General features: G+C 60.2%; 25 protein-coding genes. 8 read left to right on the top strand and 17 right to left on the bottom strand.

Annotated elements, in window-relative coordinates; genetic code table 11:
* Positions 1 to 17 precede the first annotated feature (17 nt).
* From trmL to cpxR, 3 genes are read right to left on the bottom strand one after another with little or no spacing between them, the layout of a single operon-like run.
* Complete coding sequence (trmL, locus tag ACYF6X_RS23775) at positions 18 to 491, bottom strand: tRNA (uridine(34)/cytosine(34)/5-carboxymethylaminomethyluridine(34)-2'-O)-methyltransferase TrmL (RefSeq protein WP_063991315.1); 474 nt, start codon at positions 489 to 491, stop codon at positions 18 to 20.
* Positions 492 to 533: 42 nt separating this feature from the next.
* Positions 534 to 1,928 carry an envelope stress sensor histidine kinase CpxA gene (cpxA, locus tag ACYF6X_RS23770; protein WP_048232185.1) on the bottom strand — a complete coding sequence of 465 codons (1,395 nt, stop codon included), beginning with the start codon at positions 1,926 to 1,928 and terminating at the stop codon, positions 534 to 536.
* Entirely contained in the window at positions 1,925 to 2,620 is a 696-nt protein-coding gene (cpxR, locus tag ACYF6X_RS23765) for an envelope stress response regulator transcription factor CpxR (protein ID WP_063991316.1), read from the bottom strand. The genes cpxA and cpxR overlap by 4 nt, the downstream gene beginning before the upstream one ends.
* Positions 2,621 to 2,768: 148 nt before the next feature.
* Between cpxR and cpxP the strand changes: the two genes are divergently transcribed.
* From cpxP to ACYF6X_RS23745, 4 genes are all read left to right on the top strand, one after another.
* Positions 2,769 to 3,248, top strand: a complete 480-nt coding sequence (gene cpxP, locus ACYF6X_RS23760) for a cell-envelope stress modulator CpxP (protein ID WP_004931122.1) — start codon at positions 2,769 to 2,771, stop codon at positions 3,246 to 3,248.
* A 132-nt stretch (positions 3,249 to 3,380) separates the two neighbouring features.
* On the top strand, positions 3,381 to 4,283 hold the full coding sequence (gene fieF, locus ACYF6X_RS23755; protein WP_130017755.1) for a CDF family cation-efflux transporter FieF: 903 nt from the start codon (positions 3,381 to 3,383) through the stop codon (positions 4,281 to 4,283).
* Positions 4,284 to 4,514: 231 nt separating this feature from the next.
* Entirely contained in the window at positions 4,515 to 5,477 is a 963-nt protein-coding gene (gene pfkA, locus ACYF6X_RS23750) for a 6-phosphofructokinase (protein WP_004931116.1), read from the top strand.
* 186 nt (positions 5,478 to 5,663) lie between these two features.
* On the top strand, positions 5,664 to 6,653 hold the full coding sequence (locus tag ACYF6X_RS23745; RefSeq protein WP_063991318.1) for a sulfate ABC transporter substrate-binding protein: 990 nt from the start codon (positions 5,664 to 5,666) through the stop codon (positions 6,651 to 6,653).
* Positions 6,654 to 6,718: 65 nt separating this feature from the next.
* Here ACYF6X_RS23745 and tpiA read toward each other — a convergent pair whose 3' ends face one another.
* Complete coding sequence (gene tpiA, locus ACYF6X_RS23740) at positions 6,719 to 7,486, bottom strand: triose-phosphate isomerase (protein ID WP_130017754.1); 768 nt, start codon at positions 7,484 to 7,486, stop codon at positions 6,719 to 6,721.
* A 127-nt stretch (positions 7,487 to 7,613) separates the two neighbouring features.
* Positions 7,614 to 8,198 carry a DUF1454 family protein gene (locus ACYF6X_RS23735; protein ID WP_063991320.1) on the bottom strand — a complete coding sequence of 195 codons (585 nt, stop codon included), beginning with the start codon at positions 8,196 to 8,198 and terminating at the stop codon, positions 7,614 to 7,616.
* Positions 8,199 to 8,397: 199 nt separating this feature from the next.
* Here ACYF6X_RS23735 and ACYF6X_RS23730 point away from each other — a divergent pair, with 199 nt between their 5' ends.
* A complete protein-coding gene (locus ACYF6X_RS23730) occupies positions 8,398 to 8,817 on the top strand; it encodes a DUF805 domain-containing protein (protein WP_063991321.1) in 420 nt (139 codons plus the stop codon).
* Between the two features lie 11 nt (positions 8,818 to 8,828).
* Here the strand turns inward: ACYF6X_RS23730 and fpr are convergent, their stop codons facing one another.
* Together fpr and ACYF6X_RS23720 are read right to left on the bottom strand one after the other, a co-directional pair.
* Positions 8,829 to 9,575 carry a ferredoxin--NADP(+) reductase gene (gene fpr, locus ACYF6X_RS23725; RefSeq protein WP_107228031.1) on the bottom strand — a complete coding sequence of 249 codons (747 nt, stop codon included), beginning with the start codon at positions 9,573 to 9,575 and terminating at the stop codon, positions 8,829 to 8,831.
* A gap of 3 nt (positions 9,576 to 9,578) precedes the next feature.
* Entirely contained in the window at positions 9,579 to 10,190 is a 612-nt protein-coding gene (locus ACYF6X_RS23720) for a helix-turn-helix transcriptional regulator (RefSeq protein WP_063991323.1), read from the bottom strand.
* Positions 10,191 to 10,487: 297 nt separating this feature from the next.
* Between ACYF6X_RS23720 and emrD the strand changes: the two genes are divergently transcribed.
* Together emrD and tehA are read left to right on the top strand one after the other, a co-directional pair.
* The gene (gene emrD / locus ACYF6X_RS23715; RefSeq protein WP_130017753.1) at positions 10,488 to 11,672 is read left to right on the top strand and encodes a multidrug efflux MFS transporter EmrD; all 1,185 of its coding nucleotides are present in this window, start codon (positions 10,488 to 10,490) and stop codon (positions 11,670 to 11,672) included.
* 135 nt (positions 11,673 to 11,807) lie between these two features.
* Positions 11,808 to 12,782: a dicarboxylate transporter/tellurite-resistance protein TehA gene (gene tehA / locus ACYF6X_RS23710; RefSeq protein ID WP_130017752.1), complete on the top strand. Its 975-nt coding sequence runs from the start codon at positions 11,808 to 11,810 to the stop codon at positions 12,780 to 12,782.
* A gap of 40 nt (positions 12,783 to 12,822) precedes the next feature.
* On the opposite strand, the gene glpX is transcribed toward tehA, so the two are convergent.
* From glpX to ACYF6X_RS23695, 3 genes are all read right to left on the bottom strand, one after another.
* Positions 12,823 to 13,833 (bottom strand): class II fructose-bisphosphatase, encoded by a 1,011-nt coding sequence (gene glpX, locus ACYF6X_RS23705; protein WP_130017751.1) that lies wholly within the window; start codon positions 13,831 to 13,833, stop codon positions 12,823 to 12,825.
* A 129-nt stretch (positions 13,834 to 13,962) separates the two neighbouring features.
* A complete protein-coding gene (gene glpK / locus ACYF6X_RS23700) occupies positions 13,963 to 15,471 on the bottom strand; it encodes a glycerol kinase GlpK (protein ID WP_063991327.1) in 1,509 nt (502 codons plus the stop codon).
* Between the two features lie 42 nt (positions 15,472 to 15,513).
* On the bottom strand, positions 15,514 to 16,359 hold the full coding sequence (locus ACYF6X_RS23695) for an MIP/aquaporin family protein (protein ID WP_039569603.1): 846 nt from the start codon (positions 16,357 to 16,359) through the stop codon (positions 15,514 to 15,516).
* Between the two features lie 524 nt (positions 16,360 to 16,883).
* On the opposite strand from ACYF6X_RS23695, the gene zapB reads away from it, so the two are divergent.
* Positions 16,884 to 17,123: a septal ring assembly protein ZapB gene (zapB, locus tag ACYF6X_RS23690; RefSeq protein WP_004931092.1), complete on the top strand. Its 240-nt coding sequence runs from the start codon at positions 16,884 to 16,886 to the stop codon at positions 17,121 to 17,123.
* A 60-nt stretch (positions 17,124 to 17,183) separates the two neighbouring features.
* Here the strand turns inward: zapB and rraA are convergent, their stop codons facing one another.
* The 7 genes from rraA to priA all read right to left on the bottom strand — a co-directional run bounded on the left by rraA (position 17,184) and on the right by priA (position 25,241).
* Positions 17,184 to 17,669, bottom strand: coding sequence for a ribonuclease E activity regulator RraA (gene rraA, locus ACYF6X_RS23685; RefSeq protein ID WP_038872664.1), 486 nt, complete (start codon positions 17,667 to 17,669; stop codon positions 17,184 to 17,186).
* A 75-nt stretch (positions 17,670 to 17,744) separates the two neighbouring features.
* Entirely contained in the window at positions 17,745 to 18,662 is a 918-nt protein-coding gene (locus ACYF6X_RS23680) for a 1,4-dihydroxy-2-naphthoate polyprenyltransferase (RefSeq protein WP_015379416.1), read from the bottom strand.
* 82 nt (positions 18,663 to 18,744) lie between these two features.
* Complete coding sequence (hslU, locus tag ACYF6X_RS23675; RefSeq protein WP_025304663.1) at positions 18,745 to 20,079, bottom strand: HslU--HslV peptidase ATPase subunit; 1,335 nt, start codon at positions 20,077 to 20,079, stop codon at positions 18,745 to 18,747.
* Positions 20,080 to 20,091: 12 nt separating this feature from the next.
* A complete protein-coding gene (gene hslV / locus ACYF6X_RS23670; protein WP_033649891.1) occupies positions 20,092 to 20,622 on the bottom strand; it encodes an ATP-dependent protease subunit HslV in 531 nt (176 codons plus the stop codon).
* Between the two features lie 102 nt (positions 20,623 to 20,724).
* Positions 20,725 to 21,660 carry a cell division protein FtsN gene (ftsN, locus tag ACYF6X_RS23665; RefSeq protein ID WP_107228027.1) on the bottom strand — a complete coding sequence of 312 codons (936 nt, stop codon included), beginning with the start codon at positions 21,658 to 21,660 and terminating at the stop codon, positions 20,725 to 20,727.
* Positions 21,661 to 21,725: 65 nt separating this feature from the next.
* Positions 21,726 to 22,754 carry a DNA-binding transcriptional regulator CytR gene (gene cytR, locus ACYF6X_RS23660; protein ID WP_063991329.1) on the bottom strand — a complete coding sequence of 343 codons (1,029 nt, stop codon included), beginning with the start codon at positions 22,752 to 22,754 and terminating at the stop codon, positions 21,726 to 21,728.
* 291 nt (positions 22,755 to 23,045) lie between these two features.
* On the bottom strand, positions 23,046 to 25,241 hold the full coding sequence (priA, locus tag ACYF6X_RS23655) for a primosomal protein N' (RefSeq protein WP_130017750.1): 2,196 nt from the start codon (positions 25,239 to 25,241) through the stop codon (positions 23,046 to 23,048).
* Positions 25,242 to 25,271: the final 30 nt, after the last annotated feature.

Here is a 25,271-nt window from a genome sequence, read left to right as displayed (position 1 = left end):
TGGCGCGTCGTCGCGGATTACGCCTTGATCAGCGCGCCGGCATAGTCCAGCTGCCGCCAGGCTTCATACACCACCACCGATACGGCATTCGACAGGTTCATGCTGCGGCTTTGCGCCTGCATCGGGATGCGGATTTTTTGCTGCGCGGGCAGCGCATCGAGGATGTCGGCAGGCAATCCACGCGTTTCCGGGCCGAACAGCAGGTAGTCGCCGGCCTGGTAGCTGACGGCACTGTGCGCCGGCGTGCCCTTGGTGGTGAGAGCAAACAGCCGCTGCGGGTTTTCGGCGGTGAGAAAGGCGGCGTAATCGGCATGACGGCTGACGCGGGTGAACTCATGGTAGTCCAGCCCGGCGCGGCGCAGGCGCTTGTCGTCCCACGGGAATCCCAGCGGTTCAATCAGGTGCAGGTTAAAGCCGGTATTGGCACACAGGCGGATGATATTGCCGGTGTTGGGTGGAATTTCGGGTTCAAATAAAACGATGTTCAGCATGTTGCAGGCCCTCGTGAACGAGGGGCGCAGGATAGCAAACTCTTACTGTTCTGTCTTAGTCGACAAACGTTGATGATGCAGCGGCAGCCACAGCACCAGTCGCAGGCCGCCAAGCGGGCTGTCTTCGGCCTTCACCCAGCCGCGATGTTGATTGACCGCCGCTTCGACGATCGCCAGGCCGAGGCCGGTGCCACCGGATTCGCGGTCGCGCGCTTCATCGGTGCGGTAGAACGGACGGAAGATCTGTTCGCGATCTTCGGCGCTGACGCCGGGGCCGTCGTCGTCAACCTGGATGGTCACGCCCTGATTGTCGGCGCTGAACGCCACGGCAATGCGGGTGTGCGAATAACGCAGGGCGTTGCGCACGATGTTTTCCAACGCGCTGTCCAGCGCACTCGCGTTGCCGAACAGCGTCCACGGGCCTGGCGGCGCGGTGATTTCCAACTGCTTGCCCATCTGTTCCGCTTCGAAACGGGCGTTGTCCAGCACGTCGGCCCACAGGTCGTTGGCCTTCAGCTGCTCGCGCGCCAGTTCGCCTTTTTGCTGTCCGCGCGACAGCGCCAGCAGATCGTTGATCATCGAATCCAGCCGCTGCGCTTCTGTTTCGATGCGCGCCAGCTCGTGCCCTTCGCCGTGGCGGCGGCGCATCAGCGCGGTGGCCAGCTGCAGACGCGTCAGCGGCGTGCGCAGCTCGTGCGAGATGTCCGAGATCAGCCGTTGCTGCGCGTTCATCATGCGCTCCAGCGCGCTGACCATCTGGTTGAAGCTGGCGCCGGTGGCCAGAAACTCCTGCGGGCCGGCCTCCAGTTCCGGATGCTGCTTCAGGTTGCCGCGCGCCACGTCATCGGCGGCGTTTTTCAGTTTGCGTGCCGGTTTCGCCAGGCTCCAGGCCAGCCACAGCAGCAGCGGGGCGCTGATCAGCATGGTGACGATCAGCAGCAGCAGCGGCCGGTCGAACATCAGGTTGATGAAATCGGATTGCGGGCTGTTGGCGGGACGGATCAGGTACAGCTGATAGTTGTCTTCGCCGTCGCGCACGGCGAACGGCCCGACCAGCTCAACGCGGCCGTACTTTTTCTTCTTGGGATGATCCGAATTATCGGATTGGCCGATGAAGTTGCGGACGATCTGCATTTCGTTGCGCTGCGCGCCGATCACCCGGCCTTCGCTGGTGACCAGCAGCAGGCGTTGGCCCGGCGGCGCCCATTTGTCGATGGCGCGGAACAGGCGGCGCCACCACATCAGATCGTTGGCCGGATCGTTTTGCAACTCGGCCTCGACGTGCTGTTCCAGCATCAACCCCTGCCGCTGCTCGCTGTCGAGCAGAGAGGTCATTTGGCGGGAGTCGAGCTTGGGCACCATCAGCACCAGCATTAGCACCAGGGCTAACGTGAACCAGAAAATGGCGAAGATGCGTGCCGTCAAACTGTTGATCATGTTGCAGATACCATCAAATAACCCCGCCCGCGCAGGGTTTTGAACCACGGATGCCCGTCTTTGCGGTCCGGCAGCTTACGCCGCAGGTTGGAGATATGCATGTCGATGGCGCGATCGAACGGGGTCAGGCGTTTGCCCAGCACTTCCTGGCTCAGCAGTTCGCGCGACACCACCTGGCCGAGATGCTGCGCCAGCAGGTAAAGCAGGGTGAATTCGGTGCCGGTCAGATCCAGCACCTGGCCGTCGAAGCTGGCCTCCTGGCGGCCGGGGTTCAGCTGCAGGCCATCGACATCCAGCGTCGGGGCGCCGCTGTCGACCTGCTGCTGTTCGCTCCAGTTGGAACGGCGCAGAATGGCGCGAATGCGCGCGACCAGCTCGCGATCGTTGAAGGGTTTCGGCAGATAATCATCGGCGCCCAGCTCCAGGCCCAGCACGCGGTCCAGTTCGCTGCCGCGGGCGGTCAGCATGATGACCGGCGTCTGGTGATGTTGGCGCAGTTCTTTCAGCGTATCGATGCCGTTTTTCTTCGGCATCATGATGTCGAGCAGCAGCAGATCGATGGAGCTGTCCAGCAGCGACAACGCCTGCTCGCCATCGTGCGCGACGACGATATTAAAACCTTCCATTTCAAGCAGTTCTTTTAACAGCGAGGTCAACTCGCGGTCGTCGTCAACTAACAGAATCTTGTTCATTATGATTTACCTCCAGACGCAAAATACGTCATCAACTGTTGCCATTCCATGACTTTACGTAGTTTTACATGCACTGACGCAGGTTTTCAGGTGTAGCGGTACACTGCTCCTCGTTGATTCGCAAAGTGAGAAAGCTTGAGGAGTTGAAATGCGTAAGGTGACCGCATTAGTTATGGCATCACTGCTGGCAATTGGTTCGACCGCTGCCTTCGCTGCCGACACTATACCGGACACAGCCCAACCTCCCGGCAACGACGCGATGACCCGAATACCCGGCCAGCACCATATGTTCGACGGTGTCAGCCTCAGCGAACAGCAGCGCCAGCAAATGCGCGATTTGATGCGCCAGGCCCGGCACGATCTGCCTGGTGTCAATGTAGCTGAAATGGAAGCCATGCATAAACTGGTGACCGCAGAGAAATTTGACGAAGCCGCCGTGTATGCCCAGGCGGAAAAGATGGCCCAGCAGCAGGTCAAGCGCCAGGTCGAAATGGCCCGGGTGCGCAACCAAATGTATAACCTGCTGACGCCAGAGCAAAAAAGTGTTTTAGACCAGAAACATCAGCAGCGTATGCAGCAGATGGAGCAACAAATTTCTGGTTTGCAGCAAGCTTCTGCCCAGAAGTGAAGTACGACTGAGTAGTCCCCTGTTTTTCCTTGCCATAGACACCATCCCTGTCTTCCCCGCCATGATGGCGGGGTTTTTTTTATCCGACATTTCGCTATATTGAGCGCCATACCTTTTGACCGGGACCCCTTAATGGAACAGCGCTATGCACGCCTGGTAAAGTCCGCTGCGTTGGCCGCTACCGCGCTGGCGTCGTCGCTGCTGTTAATCAAAATCGTCGCCTGGTACCACACCGGTTCGGTCAGCCTGCTGGCGGCGCTGGTGGATTCGCTGGTCGATATCGCCGCCTCCCTGACCAACCTTCTGGTGGTGCGCTATTCGCTGCAGCCGGCCGATGCCGAGCACACCTTTGGCCACGGCAAAGCGGAGTCGCTGGCGGCGCTGGCGCAAAGCATGTTTATTTCCGGCTCCGCCCTGTTTCTGTTCCTCACCGGCTTCCAGCATTTGTATGCGCCGCAAACGCTGCGCGATCCCGGCGTTGGGGTCGTCGTGACGGTGATCGCGTTGATCAGTACCCTGATTCTGGTCACCTATCAACGTTGGGTGGTCAGAAAAACGCGCAGCCAGGCGGTGCGCGCAGATATGCTGCATTATCAGTCAGATGTCATGATGAATGGTGCTATTCTTATCGCTCTTGGGCTAAGCTGGTACGGCTTCCGGCGGGCGGACGCGCTGTTCGCGCTGGGCATCGGCGTTTACATCCTGTATAGCGCGCTGCGCATGGGCTACGAAGCGGTGCAGTCGCTGCTGGATCGGGCGTTGCCGGATGACGAACGCCAGGCGATTATCGAGGTGGTTTCCTCCTGGCCCGGGGTGAAAGGCGCGCACGATCTGCGCACGCGGCAGTCGGGGCCGACGCGTTTCATCCAGCTGCATCTGGAGATGGAAGACTCGCTGCCGCTGCGCGAGGCGCACCGGTTGGCCGATCAGGTGGAACAGGCGCTGCGGCGCCGTTTTGCGGGGGCGGACGTCATTATTCACCTGGATCCGTGCTCCGTGGTGCCGCCGGGTAGGCAGGGACATTGGGAGCTATAATCAGATAGAGGCATAGATCGAAGTATTATCATGAATATCTGAGTTAGCTCAGCGTGCCATGCGGTGTTTTTACCGTTATATTGCGTGACTTGAATCAATTCAGCTGGGTGTTTTTGATATAATATCCAGCAATAAGCCGTAAAGCTGGTTTTCTGCAGCCGGAGAGGTTTCAAGACGATCGGCGGAGACAGAATTCTTAAGAAATTGCATCTACACAGTTCAGAGGTAGTCATGATCAAGAAAATCGGTGTACTGACGAGCGGCGGTGATTCGCCGGGTATGAACGCTGCAATCCGCGGCGTTGTGCGTTCTGCGCTTTCAGAAGGTCTGGAAGTTTTTGGTATTTACGATGGCTACCTTGGCTTGTACGAAGATCGCATGGAGCAGCTGGATCGCTATAGCGTGTCCGACATGATCAACCGCGGCGGCACCTTCCTTGGCTCGGCCCGCTTCCCGGAATTCAGGGATGAGAACGTGCGCGCCAAGGCGATTGAAAACCTGAAGAATCGCGGCATCGACGCGCTGGTGGTGATCGGCGGCGACGGTTCCTACATGGGCGCCAAACGCCTGACGGAAGAAGGCTTCCCGTGCATCGGTCTGCCGGGCACCATCGATAACGACGTTGCCGGCACCGACTACACCATCGGTTACTTCACCGCGTTGGAAACCGTGGTGGAAGCGATCGACCGCCTGCGCGATACCTCCTCTTCGCACCAGCGTATCTCCATCGTGGAAGTGATGGGCCGTTACTGCGGCGATCTGACGCTGGCGGCGGCGATTGCCGGCGGTTGCGAATTCATCGTGCTGCCTGAAATCGAATTCAACCGCGAAGATCTGGTGTGCGAAATCAAGGCCGGTATCGCCAAGGGTAAAAAACACGCCATCGTGGCGATCACCGAGCACATCTGCGACATCGATGAGCTGGCGCGCCACATCGAGCAGGAAACCAAGCGTGAAACCCGCGCCACCGTGCTGGGCCATATTCAACGCGGCGGTTCACCGGTTGCCTACGACCGCATCCTGGCCTCGCGCATGGGCGCCTACGCCATCGAGCTGCTGCTGCAGGGCTACGGCGGCCGCTGTGTCGGTATCCAGAACGAAAAAATGGTGCACCACGACATCATCGACGCGATCGAAAACATGAAGCGTCCGTTCAAGGGCGACTGGCTGGAAACGGCGAAAAAGCTGTACTGATACGCCGCTCATCGTACGACAAAAAAGCCTCCGCTCGCGGGGGTTTTTTTATGCCCGTTGGCGATATATTCCGGAATCATCTATCCCAAAATTTTTTATTCTTTAATTGCCGGGAAAGTTTCTGGCAGGCTCTGATGCTAAATCAACCGATTAAGGTTGCGCTTAATTTTCTGGGAGAGCCTGTCGATGCGTAAATGGGGTGTAGGTCTGACATTGGTGCTGTTGGCGTCCGGCGCCATGGCGAAGGATATTCAGTTGCTGAACGTGTCATACGATCCGACGCGTGAGTTCTATCAGGCTTACAACACGGCATTCAGCAAGCACTATCAGGCGGAAACCGGCGACAAGGTGACGGTGCGCCAGTCGCACGGCGGTTCCGGCAAACAGGCGACCTCGGTGATCAACGGCATCGAGGCCGATGTGGTGACGCTGGCGTTGGCCTATGACGTCGACGCCATTGCCGAACGCGGGCGTATCGAGAAAGACTGGATCAAACGCCTGCCGGACAACTCGGCGCCTTACACCTCGACCATCGTCTTCCTGGTGCGTAAAGGCAACCCGAAACAAATTCACGACTGGCCCGATTTGCTCAAGCCGGGCGTGTCGGTGATCACCCCGAACCCGAAAACCTCCGGCGGCGCCCGCTGGAACTACCTGGCCGCCTGGGGCTACGCGTTGCACCACAACAACAACGATAAGACCAAGGCGCAGGACTTCGTCAAAAACCTGTACAAGAACGTCGAAGTGCTGGATTCCGGCGCGCGCGGCTCGACCAACACCTTCGTTGAGCGCGGCATCGGCGACGTGCTGATCGCCTGGGAAAACGAAGCGCTGCTGGCGGAGAAAGAGCTGGGCAAAGACAAATTCGAGATTATCACCCCGAGTGAATCGATCCTGGCCGAACCGACGGTGTCGGTGGTGGATAAGGTGGTCGATAAACGCGGTACCCGCGACGTGGCGACCGCCTACCTGAAGTATCTGTATTCGCCGGAAGGGCAGACCATCGCGGCACAGCACTATTACCGTCCGCGCGATGCGGCGGTGGCGGCCAAGTTTGCCGGGCAGTTCCCGCAGTTGAAGCTGTTCACCGTGGATGATACCTTCGGCGGCTGGACCGAAGCGCAGAAGGTGCACTTCGCCACCGGCGGCGTGTTCGACGAGATAAGCAAACGCTGATGCCGGTTGAGCGGCAATAAAAAACCCCGGCAAGCCGGGGTTTTTTTATGGCAAGCCTAAGGCAATCAGGCTTTTTTCGCTGCGGCAGCGGCTTTGACGATCACGGCGAAAGCGTCGGCTTTCAGCGAGGCGCCGCCAACCAGCGCACCGTCGATGTCTGGCTGACCGAACAGCTCTGCGGCGTTCTTGTCGTTCACCGAACCGCCGTACTGGATGATGATTTCAGCGGCAACCGCGGCATCGTGCTTGGCGATGTGGTCACGGATAAATTTGTGTACGGCCTGCGCCTGCGCAGGGGTAGCGGACTTGCCGGTGCCGATGGCCCAGACCGGCTCATAGGCGATCACGGTGCCTTTCATCGCCGGCGCGCCCAGCGTTTTCAGCACGGCGTCGATCTGGCGTGCGCACACTTCTTCGGTTTTGCCCGCTTCGTTTTCCGCTTCGGTTTCACCGATGCACAGCACCGGGATCAGGCCGGCTTCTTGCAGCACGGCGAATTTCTCGGCGATGACTTCGTCGCTTTCTTTGTGGTAGGTGCGACGCTCGGAGTGGCCGATGATGATGTACTGGGCGCCGACGTCTTTCAGCATGTTGGCGGAAACTTCACCGGTGAAGGCGCCGGACAGGTTAACGTCCACGTTCTGCGCGCCCAGCGCGATGCGGCTGCCGGCCAGCGCGTGCTTGGCCTGATCCAGGTACATCACCGGCGGGGCGATGGCGACGCCACAGCCGTCAACGCTGCTCAGCTCATTGCGCAGGCCGGCGATCAGTTCGTTGACCATGTGGGTGCTGCCGTTAAGCTTCCAGTTACCCATAACTAATGGATGACGCATGTTTTTTCCTCCAACTAGGGAACGCGAGAGTCGAAATGACAACTGCCGGACCGGCAGTTTACCTGCCCAACAGTATAGAGATCATTAAGCGCGAAGGCTTTGCTTTTCGTCATTAAATGCCGCGCCGTTACGGCTCGGAAAGCGCCAGCTTAATCGGTTCAACCGCGAAGGTTACGCCTTTATCGCCGTTGTCCGAGACGACATAGCGAATGGCGCCGACCTGCTGTTGGTAAAAACGCGATCCTTTGCCTTTTTCCAGCAGGCTGTTCACCTTGTTCTGGCTCTGTTCCACCGTCAATGCCGGTTCGAACTGGCGCATCAGCGCCGCCATATAGCTGATGGCGATGGCGCGCGCGGCTTTTTCTTCATTGGCCTGCTGCAGCGGCAGGTGAGTGATCTGCAACGTTTTGATTTTACCTGTGCCTTTCTCCAGCGCGGTGGAGGCGTACAGGTTTTCGTTGAGTTTGCTGGCGGCGCGCGTCAGCAGTGGCGAATCGTCTTCGGCGGCGGGAATGGCGCGGAATTCGCCAATCGGCAGCTTCGGGTTGTCGCGATTGTATTTTTCGCGGAATTTGACCACCGTCAGATCGAACGTCGGCGCCCCGGCCAGCAGGTAAGGTGCGGCGGGCGTTGCATCGGCGGGCGGCGGATCGGCCCAGGCGTTGGCGGCGGCCTGCAACAGGCAGGCGATGACGAGGGTTTTTCTCAGCATGGCGTATGGCATCAAGGACAAAGATGGCTCCGATTAAAGCGATAACCCGCGGGGCTTGTCAAAGATCCCACGCCGTTATCGGTTCGCTGACGAGAAAGCTGTGCGGCGCACCGCGTTATACGAGGCGGAAAACTCGGCCTGGCAGCGCCTATGTTACACTGCGGCGCAGAATATGGGCAGGCTTAGAGCGCAGGAATCGATGACGTTACAACAGTGGTGTTTTTCTTTTAAGGGCCGCATCGGGCGGCGCGACTTCTGGATTTGGATGGGGCTGTGGTTGGTGCTGATGGCGGTGGCGTTTACGCTGGCCAATTATCAGCTGATCGCCATCCAATCCATCGCCTTCTTTATCGTGGCGCTGCTGTGGCCGACGGCGGCGGTGCTGGTCAAACGCCTGCACGATCGCAACAAGGCCGGCTGGTGGGCGCTGCTGCTGATCCTGGCATGGATGCTGGCGGCGGGGAACTGGCAGATGCTGGCGCCGATCTGGCAATGGGGCGTCGGGCGTTTCATCCCGACGCTGATTATCGTGATGATGATGATCGATCTGGGCGCCTTCGTCGGCACGCCGGGAGACAATCGGTTCGGCCCGGAAGCCGAACCGGTGAAGTTCCGCTGATCCCCTTCGGGTTACCAGTAGTGTTCGCTGGTGATGTGGCCCGGCTTGCGGCGCAGATGCTTGCGCATCTCGCGGTGATCTTTCAGCGTTTGCTGCGTGTCCCGCACCATTTGCGGGTTGCCGCACAGCATCACGTGGCTGGTTTCGGCGTCGATGGTCAAGCCGATCGCCGCTTCCAGCCGGCCGTCCTCGATCAGCGCCGGTACACGGCCGGTCAGTGAACCGGGTGTTTCTTCGCGGCTGACGACGGTCTGGATGCGCAGCTTGCCGTTGTAGCGCTGCTGCAGTTGTTGCATCAGCGGCAGGTAGCTGAGGTCACGCGCAAAGCGCGCGGCGTGCACCAGCACCAGGTTGTTAAAGCGCTCCAGGCCGATGCCCTGCTGCAGAATCGATAAATAGGGGCCGATGGCGGTGCCGGTCGCCAGCATCCACAGCGTGTCGCAGTCGGGCACCTCGTCCAGCACGAAGAAGCCGGCCGCTTCTTTGGTTACCATCACGTCCGATCCCGGCTGCAGCTGACTGAGGCGCGGGCTCAGTTTGCCTTCCGGCACGGTGACCAGATAGAACTCCAGATTAGCGTCGTCGGGGGCATTGACGTAGGAGTAGGCGCGCTGCACCCGTTCGCCGTCGATCTCCAGCGCCAGCTTGGCGAATTGCCCGGCGGTGAAAGGATCGATGGGGGCATTGACCACCAGGCTGAACAGCCCGTCGGTCCATTGTTTTACCTGCGTAACCTTGCCGTTTACCCATTCAGCCATACTCTAAAGCTCCCGTGGTCGAATCAAATAAGCACAATGTCGTGAGCCGGAAATGGCGTGCGCGGTGCGCTCTACCCGGTAGTCGTTGCCGAACAGGCGGTGAAACAGCTGCAGCTCGGAATTGCACAGGCTGCTGCAGTTGGAGCCGGCCACGCCGATCGGGCAGTGGTTTTCCACCAGCAGCGCGCCGTGCGGGTGGTCGAGCAATTCGGCCATGTAACCGTCGTGTTGCCGCAGGCGCACCAGGCGGGCTAACCGGTCCTGATGGCTGCGCTCGGCGGACAGCTCTTCGGCATAACGCAGATAAAGCTGCTCTTCGCGCGCGCTGAGCAACGGCTCCACCCCGGCGCCGCCAAACAGCTCCAGCGCGGATGCCCGCAGCCGCTCCTGATCGGCGGCGGCAAAGGCATGCCCTCGCTCGGTCAGTGACCAGTAACGCGTCGGGCGGCCGACCTTGCTACGCGCTTCTTCGTAACAAACCAACTCACGTTTTTCCAGGGATTGCAGATGTTGTCGGATGCCCATCGGCGTGATGTCCAGACGCTCCGCCAGCATTTTGGCCGAGTGCGGGCCGAGAGCCTTTAACTGCAATAAAATCAGCTCAGGTGTTTTCATGAACCAAATCCCTATGGTGTTATTTTATTTCAAGTTGATGAAAATAATTATCGATTAAATGCTAAAGCGCGGCTACTGCAAGGGCGCTATTTTTAACTCTAAAGCGTTAGACGTACAGTTTAATTTACGAGCCTGGTCGGGTTTTCTGCCAGTGTGACCTGGATCAATATCTGCCTGAAACTCGCTAAAAAAATCAGATTTGATTAGTTTATGCCGCCATAGAGGGCTGCTCGCCGTTCTGGCTGCTGCAACGGCCATACCGGGACGCTGTGACGAGTTGAAACGTTAACGAAGATAATGAGAAAACTAGAAAATTTTCACCTGCTGGTGATGCTTATCCTGTTAGTCGCCGTCGGCCAGATGGCGCAAACCATTTATGTTCCCGTTATTGCTGATATCGCCCACGATCTGTCGGTTCGCACCGGCTCCGTGCAACGGGTGATGGCGGCATATCTGCTGACCTACGGTTTCTCCCAGCTGATTTACGGGCCGATATCGGATCGTATCGGGCGTCGCCCGGTGATCCTGACCGGCATGATGATCTTCCTGGTCGGCGCGCTGGGCGCGCTGCTGTCCACCAACCTGACGATGCTGGTCGCCGCCAGCGCCATCCAGGGGATGGGCACCGGCGTGGCGGGCGTGATGGCGCGCACTATGCCGCGCGATCTGTATGCCGGCACCGCGCTGCGCTATGCCAACAGTTTGTTGAACATGGGGATTTTGGTCAGCCCGCTGCTGGCGCCGGTGATCGGCGGCGCATTGGCGATGGTGTTCGGCTGGCGTGCCAGCTACGCCTTTCTGCTGGCGCTGTGCGCCTGCGTCGCCTTCGCCATGTTCCGCTGGCTGCCGGAAACCCGCCCGGTGCAAACGGAAAAACGCCGCATGCTGGCCAGTTTCCGCCAGCTGCTGGGCGACAGCACCTTCAGCTGCTATCTGGTGATGTTGATCGGCGCGCTGGCGGGCATTGCGGTATTCGAGGCCAGCTGTGGCGTGTTGATGGGCGGCGTGTTGGGGCTCAGTGGCCTGACCGTCAGCATCCTGTTCATTCTGCCGATCCCGGCGGCGTTTTTCGGCGCCTGGTACGCCGGGCGCGACGGCAAGACCTTCCACACGCTGATGTGGCATTCGGTGATTAGCTGCCTGCTGGCGGGGGCGATGATGTGGATCCCGGGCTGGTTCGGCGTGATGAACATCTGGACGCTGATCGTGCCGGCTGCGCTGTTCTTCTTCGGCGCCGGCATGCTGTTCCCGCTGGCAACCACCGGGGCGATGGAGCCGTTCCCTTACCTGGCCGGCGCGGCGGGCGCGCTGGTGGGCGGCATGCAGAATATGGGATCGGGGCTCGCGACCTGGCTTTCTGCCATGCTGCCGCAAACCGGGCAGTTCAGCCTCGGATTGCTGATGTTCGCGATGGCGCTGCTGATCCTGCTGTGCTGGTGGCCGCTGTCCAACCGGATGCAACATCAGGGGCATACCGCATAACACCCTTCCCGAACCGGTGCAGGCCTTAGTCTTGCAAGACGACTAAGGTCATGCCGCCGGTTTTGACCCAGATTATTACTGCGCTGCGGCGATCGGTATACACTTTACCGACAGTGTTTTTCCGGGTTATTCGCTATGTCATCACTGCAGTTCATTCAACGTGTTCCCGTCGGCTTCTTTGGGATGGTTCTGGGGGTTTTCGGCCTCGGCAGCGCCTGGCGATACGCCGCCACGCTCGGCTATGGGCCCGGCTGGCTGGGCGAGTCGCTCATCTTTCTCGGCAGTGCCATCTGGCTGGTGCTGGCGCTGGTCTATCTCTGTCGCGGCCTGACAGAACCACGCGCGGTGCGTGACGAGTTTCGCAGCAACACTCAGTTCAGTTTTATCAGCTTGCTCCCGGCGGGCGGCGTGCTGGTGTCCATCGGCCTGCACCCCTACAGCCTGCCGTTGGCGAATGGGCTGATGGTCACGGGCTCCATCGGCCAGCTCATTTTCTCGGCCTGGCGCTGCGCGCCGTTGTGGCGCGGCGAGTTCGCATCGGAGGCCACGACGCCGGGATTCTACCTGCCGACGGTGGCCGCTAACTTTATCTGCGCGATGGCGTTTGGCACCGCCGGCCATCATGATATCGGCATGATGTTTCTTGGCGCCGGTTTGATTTCATGGCTGACCCTCGAACCCGCCATCATCCACCGCCTGCGCACCAAGACCGCGCTGCCGGCCGCTGCCCGCGGCGTTATCGGTATTCAGCTGGCTCCGGCCTTTGTCGCCTGCTATGCGTGGTTATGCGTCAATGGCAACGACTTCGATACGTTCGCCTTAATCCTGTTGGGCTACGGCCTGCTGCAGCTGTTTTTTATGTTCAGGTTGGTGCGTTGGTTTTTTGCCGGTGGCTTCAGCCCGGGCATGTGGGCTTTCTCGTTCGGCTTATCGGCGATGGCGAACGCGTCGCTGCGGTTGCTGCAGAGCCAGCGCGGAGCAGATATGCAAGTGCTTGCCTGGGGGCTGTTCGCGTTGGCCAACCTGCTGCTCATCGGCCTGATGGTGAAGACGCTGTGGCTGCTGTTGCGTGGAAAACTGCTGCCCGCCAAAACGCCGGTGGCGGGATGAACCCGCCCTCAGCGGCGGCTGGGGGCGGTCTCTTGCCGGCTTACAGCAAAAATTCGTGCAGCGCCGGGTCCTTGCGATCCAGATAGTGGGTTGAGCGGATGCGGCGGATGGTGCGCGACTTGCCGCGGATCAGCAGGGTTTCGGTCGTGGCCATGTTGCCCTGGCGGCTGATGCCCTCCAGCAGATCGCCCTTGGTGATGCCGGTGGCGGAGAAGATCACGTTGTCGTTGCGCGCCATCTGGTCCATGCGCAGCACCTGACCGGCCTCGATACCCATTTCCCGGCAGCGCGCTAGCTCCTGTTCGCCGATGCGGCGGTTCTCGGCGCTGTCGCCTTTCACCTTATGGCGCGGCAGCAAACGCGCCTGCATGTCGCCGTCCAGCGCGCGGATCACCGCCGCGGAGATCACCCCTTCCGGCGCGCCGCCGATGCCATACATCACATCGACCTCGCTTTCCGGCATGCAGGTGAGAATGGAGGCCGCCACGTCGCCGTCAGGAATGGCGAACACCCGCACGCCCAGCTGCTGCATCTGCGCGATGACGCCGTCGTGGCGCGGTTTGGCCAAGACGATCACCGTCAGCTGCGACAGCAGTTTGCCCAGCCGTGCGGCGACGTTCTGCAGGTTCTCCGCCAGCGGCAGGTTGAGATCGATGGCGCCGCGCGCTGCCGGGCCGACCACCAGCTTCTCCATGTACATGTCCGGCGCGTGCAGGAAGGTGCCGCGATCGCCCACCGCCAATACCGCCAGCGCATTGGACTGGCCCATGGCGGTCATGCGGGTGCCTTCGATCGGATCGACCGCGATGTCGACCGCGTCGCCCTGGCCGGTGCCGACCTGTTCGCCGATATACAGCATCGGCGCTTCGTCGATCTCGCCTTCGCCGATCACGATGCGGCCATCGATATCCACTTTGTTGAGCATGATGCGCATGGCGTGGACCGCCGCGCCGTCGGCGGCGTTCTTGTCGCCGCGTCCCAGCCATTTGTAGCCCGCCAGCGCGGCGGCTTCGGTAACGCGGGAGAATTCGATGGCTAATTCACGTTTCATGGCAAACCTGTCTGTGAGAAAGGGAAGAAAATATCGGCAAAGTCTATCACAGCGCAGCGGTGGCGGGGCGGGGCAAAAAAAAGCGCCGCCCGCAGGCAGCGCAATTTGGGGGGAACGACAAGGCTGGGTTTAGTCGTGATCTTCCCACGCCTGAGCGCGAGCCACCGCTTTTTTCCAGCCGCTGTAGCGGTAGTTACGTTCGGTGGTTTCGATGCTTGGGCGGAATTCACGCTCAATCACCGCTTTGCTCTTCACTTCATCCAGATCGTTCCAGTAGCCGATGGCCAGGCCCGCCAGGAACGCGGCGCCCAGCGCCGTCGATTCACGCACTTCAGGGCGTTCCACGCGGGTGCCGAGGATATCGGACTGGAACTGCATCAGGAAGTTGTTGGCGACCGCGCCGCCGTCCACGCGCAGCGATTGCAGGCGGGTGTCGGCGTCGGCCTGCATGGCGTCCAGCACGTCACGGGTCTGGAAGGCGATGGATTCCAGCGTGGCGCGGATGATGTGGTTGCTGTTGGCGCCACGGGTCAGGCCGAAGATGGCGCCGCGAGCATACGGATCCCAGTAAGGGGCGCCCAGGCCGGTGAAGGCCGGCACCACATAGACGCCGTTGCTGTCTTTCACCTTGGTGGCGAAGTATTCGGAGTCGGCGGCGTCGCTGATCAATTTCAGCTCGTCGCGCAGCCACTGGATAGACGCACCGCCGATGAACACCGCGCCTTCCAGCGCATAGTTCACTTCGCCGCGCGGGCCGCAGGCGATGGTGGTCAGCAGGCCGTTTTTCGAGCGCACCGCTTCTTTGCCGGTGTTCATCAGCAGGAAGCAGCCGGTGCCGTAGGTATTCTTCGCCATGCCCGGTTGAACGCACAGCTGGCCGTACAGCGCCGCCTGCTGGTCTCCGGCGATACCGGCGATAGGAATACGCGTGCCGCCCTTACCGCCGATGTTGGTCTGGCCGTATACCTCGGAGGAAGGACGGACTTTCGGCAGCATGGCGCGCGGGATATCCAGCACTTCCAGCATGCGCTCATCCCAGTCCAGCTCGTGGATGTTGAACATCATGGTGCGTGAGGCGTTGGTGTAATCGGTGACGTGTACGCGCCCCTGGGTCATTTTCCACACCAGCCAGGTATCGACGGTACCGAACAGCAGTTCGCCGCGCTTGGCGCGCTCGCGGGCGCCTTCGACGTTGTCCAGGATCCACTTCACCTTGGTGCCGGAGAAGTACGGGTCAACCACCAGGCCGGTGTTGTGACGGATGTACTCTTCCAGACCGTCGCGCTTGAGCTTCTCGCAGATGTCGGCGGTGCGGCGGCACTGCCAGACGATGGCGTTGTAAATCGGCTTGCCGGTCTCTTTTTCCCAGACGATGGTGGTTTCGCGCTGGTTGGTGATGCCGATGCCGGCGATCTGATCGGAACTGATGTCGGCTTTCGCCAGCACTTCTACCAGCGTCGAGCTTTGCGACGCCCAGATCTCCATCGGGTCGTGCTCAACCCAGCCGGCCTTTGGATAGATCTGCGGGAATTCGCGCTGCGATACCGCAACGATGTTGGCGTCGTGATCGAGCACGACGGCGCGTGAACTGGTGGTCCCTTGGTCGAGTGCGACAATGTATTTTTTTTCTACAGTCATGGTAATTATCCTGCTGTTGTTAACCGTTTAAAACTGCACCCATCACGCTTTGCGCTGCTGGGTCTTGGCATCAGGCTCTTCTTCCGTCACGCAGACGTCGCACGGCAGGTGGCGGCCAATCAGCGCGCGGTAACCGAAAGCGCCCAGGCCACAGCCGACGATAGGGGCGAAGATCGGCACCAGGAAGTACGGGATGTCGCGTGCGCCGGTGAAGGCGACTTTGCCCCAGCCGGCCAGGTAGGCGAACAGTTTCGGCCCGAAGTCGCGCGCCGGGTTCAACGCAAAGCCGGTCAATGGTCCCATGGAGGCGCCGATCACGGCAATCAGAATACCGATCAGCAGCGGCGCCAGCGGGCCGCGCGGAATGCCGTTGCCGTCGTCGGTCAGCGCCAGGATCAGGCACATCAGAATGGCGGCGATCACCATTTCTACCAGGAAGGCCTGGCCGACGGAGATGTGCGCGTTAGGGTAAGTCGAGAAGATGCTGGCCAGTTCGAGGCTTTCGTTGCTGCCGCGCACCATGTGGTGAGCCGCTTCGAAGTCGAAGAACAGGTTGTAGTACAGCCCATAGACCAGGGCGGCGGCGCAGAAGGCACCGGCGACCTGCGCAATGATGTAAGGCACCACTTTGCGCCCGTCGAAGCAGGCGAACAGCCACAGGGCGAGGGTGACCGCGGGGTTGAGATGCGCGCCGGAAATGGCGGCGGTCAGATAGATGGCCATGGCGACGCCCAGGCCCCAAATGATGCTGATTTCCCACTGGCCGAAGCTGGCGCCCGCCAGTTTCAGCGCGGCAACGCAGCCTACGCCAAAGAAGATCAGCAGCGCCGTGCCGAGGAACTCGGCGATGCACTGGCCTTTTAATGTCGGACTGGTGGTTTGGCTCATAATGTTGTTGTCCTGCAAAACGGCGGTTGTTGGTTTATAGGCTCAGTTGGGTATACATCCGGCCTATGGGCACAGTTTTTTTCATCTCGTCCAATTATTGAATAAGGACGTGATGTAAATTTATCGTTAACGAACATAAACGAGAAATAGCGAAATCAAAATGTGTGTGGCGCGTCATAAAATTGAGCGATTTCGCGTCGTTTAGTGTTCTTTCTGAGCCATAAAAGTGTGATCTGACCAGTGATTTGGCGAGGGTTGTTAACAACTCGCGGTGGCGGCGGCGGGGATTTTCAGTTTTTGCTGATGGCGGGGGCAGGAAAATTGCAACAGACTGCGCGATGATCCGGTATGTTGCTAGACAGGCGGAGACTGGCTACTTACAATCGTTTTTAACGAATCGAGACTGGCGCGCCTTCCGTAACGGCGCGCGTCACTGAGCGCGATGCAATATTCGCAGTAGCTGCAGCCGATGTTGCGGCCGCTACTTATAGATGTACGCCTTGCTATCATGAGGGGACTGAAGCATGTCATTTGAAGTATTTGAGAAACTGGAAGCAAAAGTACAGCAGGCGATTGATACCATCACCTTGTTGCAGATGGAAATTGAAGAGCTGAAAGACAAAAACAATTCTCTGTCGCAGGAAGTTCAGGCTGCCTCCGGCAACCACGAAGCGCTGGTGCGCGAAAACCAACAGCTGAAAGAAGAACAGCACGTATGGCAAGATCGCCTGCGCGCTCTGCTGGGCAAAATGGAAGAGGTCTGATTCCTCACGCCATGCAGCAACGAAAAGGGCGCCTCAGGCGCCCTTTTTCATGACCGAAAATCACTCGATGTCGAGCGGGTCTTCGGAGAGGATGATGCCGGTGTTGTCGGCATACAGGTGATCGCCGGAGAAGAAGGTGACGCCACCGAAGTTGACGCGGATATCGCTTTCGCCCACGCCTTCGCTCACGGCACCCACCGGGATCGCCGCCATCGCCTGAATGCCGATGTCGAGCTCTTCCAGATCGTCCACCTGACGCACCGCGCCGTACACCACGATGCCTTCCCATTCGTTCTGGGCGGCCAGGCGCGCCAGTTCGGCGTTGATCAGCGCCCGGCGTACCGACCCGCCGCCGTCGACCAACAGCACGCGGCCGCGGCCGTTTTCTTCAAGCAGATCGAACAACAGGCCGTTATCCTCAAAGCATTTCACCGTGGTGATCTGCCCGCCAAATGAAGTACGCCCGCCAAAATTGGAGAACAGAGGTTCAACAACGTTCACCTCTTCATGATAGATGTCGCAAAGTTCGGAAGTATCGTATTTCATAGGATTTTACGTCTGTTTGCCGCTGGAATGTTCAGTATATCCCTTTATTCGCCCTGTTGGCAAAATCATCAGTTTTTAACTGAGCGCCACGCCGATGGCGAACAGCAGGTTGGCCAGCAACGCCGCCTTGACCATGTGCTCCAGCATCGGCCGCATGCCGACCGGCGTCGGATCGCGCAGTACGCGCAGGCCGTGACGCACCAACAGCGGGATCGCCAGCACGAACAGCCAGCCCCACGGGCTGTGGAGATTGAACAGCGTAAACAGCGCGAAACACAGCACCGCGCCGCCGAGCAGCAGGGCATGGTAAATGCGCGCCTTGTGCGGGCCGAGACGCACCGCCAGCGTGTTCTTGCCGTTTTCGCGATCGCTCTCGATATCGCGCAGATTGTTGATGTTGAGCACCGCCGTCGCCAGCAGACCGCAGGCGGTGGCCGGCAGCATCACGACGCTGTCGAAGGTGTGCGTTTGCAGATAGTAGGTGCCGGCTACGCTCAGCCAGCCGAAGAACACCAGCACCGAGATGTCGCCCAGCCCCAAATACCCGTAGGGCTTGTTGCCGACGGTATAGGTGATGGCCGCCACGATAGACAGCCCGCCCAGCACCAGGAAGCCCACTACGTCGCTGGGTTGCTCGCAGGCGACGGCGATCAGCGAACAGCCGGCGAGGGCGATCAGCACCACCGTCACCACCAGCGCCCGTTTCATCTGCGCCTGGGTGATCATGCCTTTTTGCATGCCGCGCAAGGGCCCGATGCGATCTTCTTTGTCGCTGCCTTTGACCGCATCGCCGTAGTCGTTCGCCAGGTTGGAGAGGATCTGCAGCAGGCCGGCGGTCAACAGCGCCAGCAGCGCCACTTCAGGTTTCAGGCTGCCGTGCCAGGCGGCGATGGCCGAGCCGACCACGATGGAGGCAAAAGCCAACGGCAGGGTGCGGGGGCGTAGACTTTCCAGCCAGGCGGAGATCGGGGTGGTGGAGGTTGATGAGCTCATGTTTCGCTTCTGTGTCCGTTACAAATAATTGTGGGAGGCAATGCCTCCCACACAGATGACTGACAAGACAATGATTGAGCGATTATAGGATAAAACGACTCAAATCTTCATCCGCCACCAGTTCATCCAGATGACTGCGCACGTAATCCGCATCAATTGTAATGGATTGGCCATTAATTTCACTCGCATCGTAGGAAATATCTTCCATCAGACGCTCCAGCACGGTGTGCAGACGACGCGCGCCGATGTTCTCGGTGCTTTCGTTGACCTGCCACGCGGCTTCGGCGATGCGGCGGATGCCGTCGGCGGTGAACTCGATGTTGACGCCTTCGGTGCCCATCAGCGCTTTGTACTGCTCGGTCAGCGACGCGCTCGGTTCGGTCAGGATGCGCTCGAAGTCTTCGGTAGTCAGCGCCTGCAGCTCAACGCGGATCGGCAGACGGCCCTGCAGTTCCGGGATCAGATCCGACGGATTGGCGGTCTGGAATGCGCCGGAAGCGATGAACAGGATGTGGTCGGTCTTCACCATACCGTGCTTGGTCGACACGGTGCAGCCTTCCACCAGCGGCAGCAGATCGCGCTGCACGCCTTCGCGCGAGACGTCCGGGCCGGAGCTCTGGCCGCCGCGCTTACAGATTTTGTCGATCTCGTCGATAAACACGATGCCGTGCTGTTCAACCGCTTCGATCGCCTGCTCTTTCAGCTCTTCCGGGTTCACCAGCTTGGCGGCTTCTTCTTCCACCAGCAGCTTGAAGGCTTCTTTGATCTTCACCTTGCGCGGCTTTTGCTTCTGGCCGCCGAGGTTCTGGAACATCGACTGCAGCTGGTTGGTCATCTCTTCCATGCCCGGAGGCGCCATGATTTCCACGCCCATCGGCGCGGCGGCCAGATCGATTTCGATCTCTTTGTCGTCCAACTGGCCTTCGCGCAGTTTCTTGCGGAATGCCTGGCGGGCGGCGGACGGCTCCTGATGCTCTTCCGGCTGGCCCCAGTTGTTCTTGGCCGGCGGGATCAGCACGTCGAGAATGCGCTCTTCGGCCAACTCTTCGGCACGGGTGCGGTTTTTCTCGATCGACTGCATGCGCACCATTTTGATGGCGGCATCGGTCAGATCGCGGATGATGGAATCCACTTCTTTGCCCACATAGCCCACTTCGGTGAACTTGGTGGCTTCAACCTTGATGAACGGCGCGTTGGCCAGCTTCGCCAGACGACGGGCGATTTCGGTTTTACCGACACCGGTCGGGCCGATCATCAGAATGTTTTTCGGGGTCACTTCGTGGCGCAGCATCTCGTTGAGCTGCATCCGGCGCCAGCGGTTGCGCAGGGCAATGGCGACAGCGCGTTTGGCCTTGTTTTGGCCAATGATATAGCTGTCCAGTTCGCTGACGATCTCGCGCGGGGTCATTTCAGACATGGTATTCGATCCTTACGCTTTGGAAGGCAATTCTTCAATGGTGTGGAAATGGTTGGTGTAAATACAGATGTCGCCAGCGATGTTGAGGGATTTCTCAACGATGTCGCGGGCGCTCAGTTCGGTATTTTCCAACATGGCGCGGGCTGCGGCCTGGGCGTACGGGCCGCCGGAGCCGATGGCGATCAGATCGTTTTCCGGCTGCACCACATCGCCGTTGCCGGTGATGATCAGCGAAGCGTTTTCATCGGCGACCGCCAGCAGCGCTTCGAGCTTGCGCAGCATGCGATCGGTGCGCCAGTCTTTCGCCAGCTCGACGGCGGCTTTCACCAGGTGGCCCTGATGCATTTCCAGTTTGCGTTCAAACAGTTCAAACAGCGTGAAGGCGTCAGCGGTGCCACCAGCGAAACCGGCGATCACTTTGTCGTTATACAGGCGACGCACTTTCTTGACGTTACCCTTCATCACCGTATTACCCAGGGTTGCCTGGCCATCACCACCGATGACGACCTGGCCGTTGCGGCGTACGCTTACAATTGTTGTCACGAGCAGACCCTCGTTAAAGACGGAAAGAAGTCCCCGCAGCGCCTGCTTTCGCAGACGCTACGAGGCATATTGAGAGTATAGATGGGGGGGGATTGACGCTTTTCAACCCCCAACGGAGAGGGGAATGCAACTCGACATGCCGACGCCCTTCAGGCGCGAAAGGGTTTTGTCCGCGGCGGCGCGGCTGCTGTAAGGGCCGAGCACGACGCGATTCCAACCGCCGCCGGCGGTGATGCGGCTCTCGATGCCTTCGAACGCCAGGCGCGCGCGCACGGATTCAGCCTGATCGGTGGCGCGGAACGAACCGCATTGCACCATCCACTTCTGCTTCGACTCCGGTTTGGTTTCCTGCTTGGCCGTTTCCTGTTTCACTTCCGGTTTCGGCTCCGGCTTCGGTTGCGGCTTCGGCTCAGGCTGTTTCACCTGCACCGGTTGTTGGGTAGTCGGTTTTGGCTGCGGGTGCTGCTGCACCGGCGCGGTGGTGGCCCCGTTGTTGAACGGGTTGCGCGGCGGCTGGCTGACCTGCTGCTGTTGCTGCACAGGTTGCTGCTGCATTTGCTGTTGTTGCATCTGCTGCTGCTGGCGGTTGCTGCGCGCGTTGGCCTGGCCCGGATCGTTATACGGCACTTCGTTCAGCTGCGTCGGGCGCTGCTGCATGTCGGCCTGCATCTGCTCCAGCAGCTGCCGCTGTTCGGCGGTCAACTGAGTTTTGGAGTTGAGCTCGCCGCCGGCCGTCGGTTCGGTCGGGGTTTGCACGCCGATCTGCCGATTTTCCAGCTCTTTGATGTAGCGCCAGCGCTCTTCCGGCTTCGGCGGCAGGCCGTTGCCGGGGCGCGTGGTGTGCGCAGGCAACAACGGCGCGTCTTCTGGCTTGTTGTGCGTAATGAAATAGAGGCCACCGACAAAGACAACCAGCAACGCGGCGGCTAACGCCAGCACGGTTTTGGAAACCTTCGGAGAACTGCGTTTTTTACGGCTGGGGGTTTTACGCTTAGCTCCTGCTGCGCGCCCACGGCTTACATAGTCTTTTTGTGCCACTATTATTCCGCTGTGTCCTGATGAAAGGATAAGTCCGTCATGTTACTGAACCCTAAAATATTTGACTAGCGTTTCGGGGCAGCGGTGCTGCCTCTGATAATCAATTCACTGTCCAATAGCCGGGAGCCGCTGGCCACCGTCTGGCCGTTCAACTGCTCCAACAGCAACAACATCGCCTGCTGGCCGATCTGGAAGCGCGGCTGCGCCACCGTGGTCAGCGGCGGATCGCAATACTGCGCCAGCTTGAGGTCGTCAAAGCCGACGATCGACAGATCCTGCGGTACCCGCAGCCCCATTTTCTTCGCCTGGGACAGCACGCCGATCGCCATGACGTCGCTGTGGCAGAACACCGCCGTCGGCGGTTTCGGCTGAGCCATCAGCGCCGTCAGCGCTTGCGCGCCGGCTTCGTAGGTAAAATCACCCCGGGTAATATAGCTGCTTTCGACGGTAATGCCATTACGACGTAGCGCTTGAACGTAACCCTGCAGCCGATAATGGCTCAGCGGCATCTGTTCCGGCCCGGCGATACAGGCGATCTGCCGGTGGCCCAATTGATGCAAATAATGCACGGCTTCAAAGGCGGCGGTCAGGTTGTCGATATGCACCGTCGGCAGTTCCAGCTCGGGGGCGAATTCGTTGGCCATCACCATCGGTGGCAGGTTGCGCTGCTCTTCCTTGCTGGCGTCGAACGGCAGGTTGGAGCCCAGCAGCAACATGCCGTCGATCTGTTTGGTGATGATCAGATTGACGAAGGTACGCTCTTGCTGGTTTTGCTGGGCGCAGTCGCCGATCAGCACCAGATAGCCTTGCTGGGCAGCGGTCTGTTCGATCCCCTGGATCACATCGGCGAAAAACGGATCGCAGATGTCGGGCACGATCACCAGGATGGTGCGGGATTCGTTGCGCTTGATATTGCGTGACAGAGCATGAGGAGAATAACCCACGGCCAGCACGGCCTGTTCCACCTTTTGGCGCGTCGGCGTTGACACCTTTTCCGGGTTCATCAGCGCACGCGATACGGTAGCCGTTGAAACGCCCGCCATTTCGGCGACGTCTTTCATGGTCGCCATGGATAACTCTTTCTTGTGTTCCAACGCCTTTCTCCTTGCGTCAGCCCCATGCCGACGCCACTACTGCTGTTTGCTCACAATGTCCGGCATGCGGTGGCGAGATTGTTGTCATTGAGCGCCACTCGCGTTCGGGCACTCCGTCGCGCTGCGATGTGGCGACAAAATTTGCCCTCGCAGACATTCTAAACAGAATATGTCCCGCCTTTGTTACCTAATTTGCATAAAAAATGTGACCTGAGAAGGTTTTTTAGCGTTCGCTCGCAATTTCAAGGGTAAACGTTTGCACTGCGGCAGCTAAATCGGACTTTTCCGGGATCAGCTGTCGATCGGATCGACATCCAGCGTCCATTTCACCTTGCGCGTTTGCGGCAGGGTGCCGATCAGCGGCAGCGAGCTTTTCATCAGCTGTTGCAGGACGCGCCGCGTCGGGTGCTGCAGCAGCAGCTGCCAGCGGAAACGGCCGCCGCGTTTGGACTGCAGCGCCGGCACCGGCCCCATTACCCACAGCGAATCGTCCTTCAGCGGGCTGGCTTCCAGCAGGTTGCGCAGCTGCTGCAGGAATAGCGGAGCCTGCTGGTTATCGTGATCTTCGGCGCGCACGATGATATGGCTGGTGTAAGGCGGCAGAAACACGCTGTTGCGCTCCGCCAGCGTCTGTTTGGCGAAGGCGTCGTAACCCTGTTGCAGCAGCACCTGCAGCAGCGGATGCTCCGGATGGTGGGTTTGCAGCAGCACTTCCCCCTGTTTGCCTGCGCGGCCGGCCCGCCCGGAGACCTGGGTATACAGCTGGGCGAAACGCTCGGCGGAGCGGAAGTCGGCGGAGAACAGCGCACCGTCCACGTCCAGCAACGCCACCAGGGTGACGTCGGGAAAATGGTGGCCCTTGGCCAGCATCTGCGTGCCGATCAGAATGCGCGCTTCGCCGCGATGGATATCCGCCAGGTGCTGCTCAAGCGCTCCCTTGCGGCTGGTGGTGTCGCGATCGATGCGAGTGATCGGCGTATCGGGGAACAGCGGCGCCAGCTCCTGCTCCAGCTGTTCGGTGCCGACGCCGACCGATACCAGGTGGGTGGAGCCGCACTGCGGGCACTGGTGCGGCACCGGCCGCTGGCTGTCGCAGTGGTGGCAACGCAGCTGACGCTGGTGCTGGTGGAAGGTGTAGTAGTGATCGCAGCGTTGGCACTCGGCAATCCAGCCGCATTCGTGGCACAGCAGCGCCGGGGCGTAACCGCGGCGGTTGAGGAACAACATCACCTGATTGCCGGCTTTTAAATGGTGCTGCATGCTCTTCAGCAGCGGCTGCGACAGGCCGACCTTCAGCGGCAGCCCCTTCAGATCGATCAGGTGCTGCGCTGCCGGTTTGGCGTTGCCCGCGCGCTGGGTGAGCTTCAGCTGGCGATATTTGCCCAGTTGCACGTTGTGCAGCGTTTCCAATGCCGGGGTCGCGGAGCCCATCACCATCGGGATGTCCTCTTCCCGGGCGCGGAACACCGCCAGATCGCGGGCGTGATAGCGCCAGCCTTCCTGCTGTTTATAAGAGCTGTCGTGCTCTTCGTCGATGATGATCACGCCCAGCTGACGGAACGGCGTGAACAGCGCCGAACGGGTGCCGATGACGATGGCGGCTTCGCCGCTGCGCGCGCGCAGCCAAACCGCCAGCCGCTCGCTGTCGTTCAGCCCGGAGTGCAGCACGTCTATCGGCGCGTTGAAGCGCTCGCGAAAGCGGGCGATGGTTTGCGGCGTCAGGCCGATTTCCGGCACCAGCACCAGCGCCTGCCGGCCTTTAGCCAGCACGTTCTCCAGCACGCTGAGGTAGACCTCGGTTTTGCCGGAGCCGGTCACCCCGGCCAGCAGCCAGGCGGCGAACTGCTCATCCTCGCTTCTGATCGCCCCGACGGCGGTAGCCTGTTCAGTGTTCAGCCGCAGCCGCTCGCCGAGCACCGCGAAATTGGGGCGCCAGTCGTGCGTATCCGCGACCTGAGCGCGCAGATCGATCAGCCCTTTGGCACGCAGCGCCTGCAGGGCGCTTTCCGTCAGTTCCAGCTGGCTGACCTGATGGCGGTAGACCGGGCGTTGCAGCAGCGCCGCCAGCGCCTGCTGCTGTTTCGGCGCGCGTTTCAGGCTTTCGGGCGGGGTGGCGCGCCCCTCTTCGGTGGCGAACCATTGCCACAGCGGCGCGGCTTCGGCCGGTTTGCCTTGCCGCAGCAGGATCGGTAGCGCGTGAAACAGCACTTCGCCTATGGGGTAGTGATAGTAATCGCTGGCCCAGCGCAGGATGCGCCACAGGCTGGGGGAGAACAGAGACTCGGCGTCGATCACGCTGTCGATCGGTTTGAGCTTGTCCAGCGGCAGTTCGCTGGTGTCGCTGCAGCCGGTGACGATGCCGATCGCATGCTGCCTGCCCCAAGGGACGCCCACGCGCGCGCCGGCCACCGGCTGCATGCCGGGCGGCAGCAGATAGTCGAAGGTGCGGGCGAGGGGGACCGGCAAGGCAACGTGTACGACGGGCATGATCTCATCCAAATTGAAAAAAGTGGGCAT

Source organism: Serratia sp. ID 25-353 (assembly GCF_054792795.1).
This window is presented reverse-complemented; position numbering and strand designations above follow the sequence as displayed.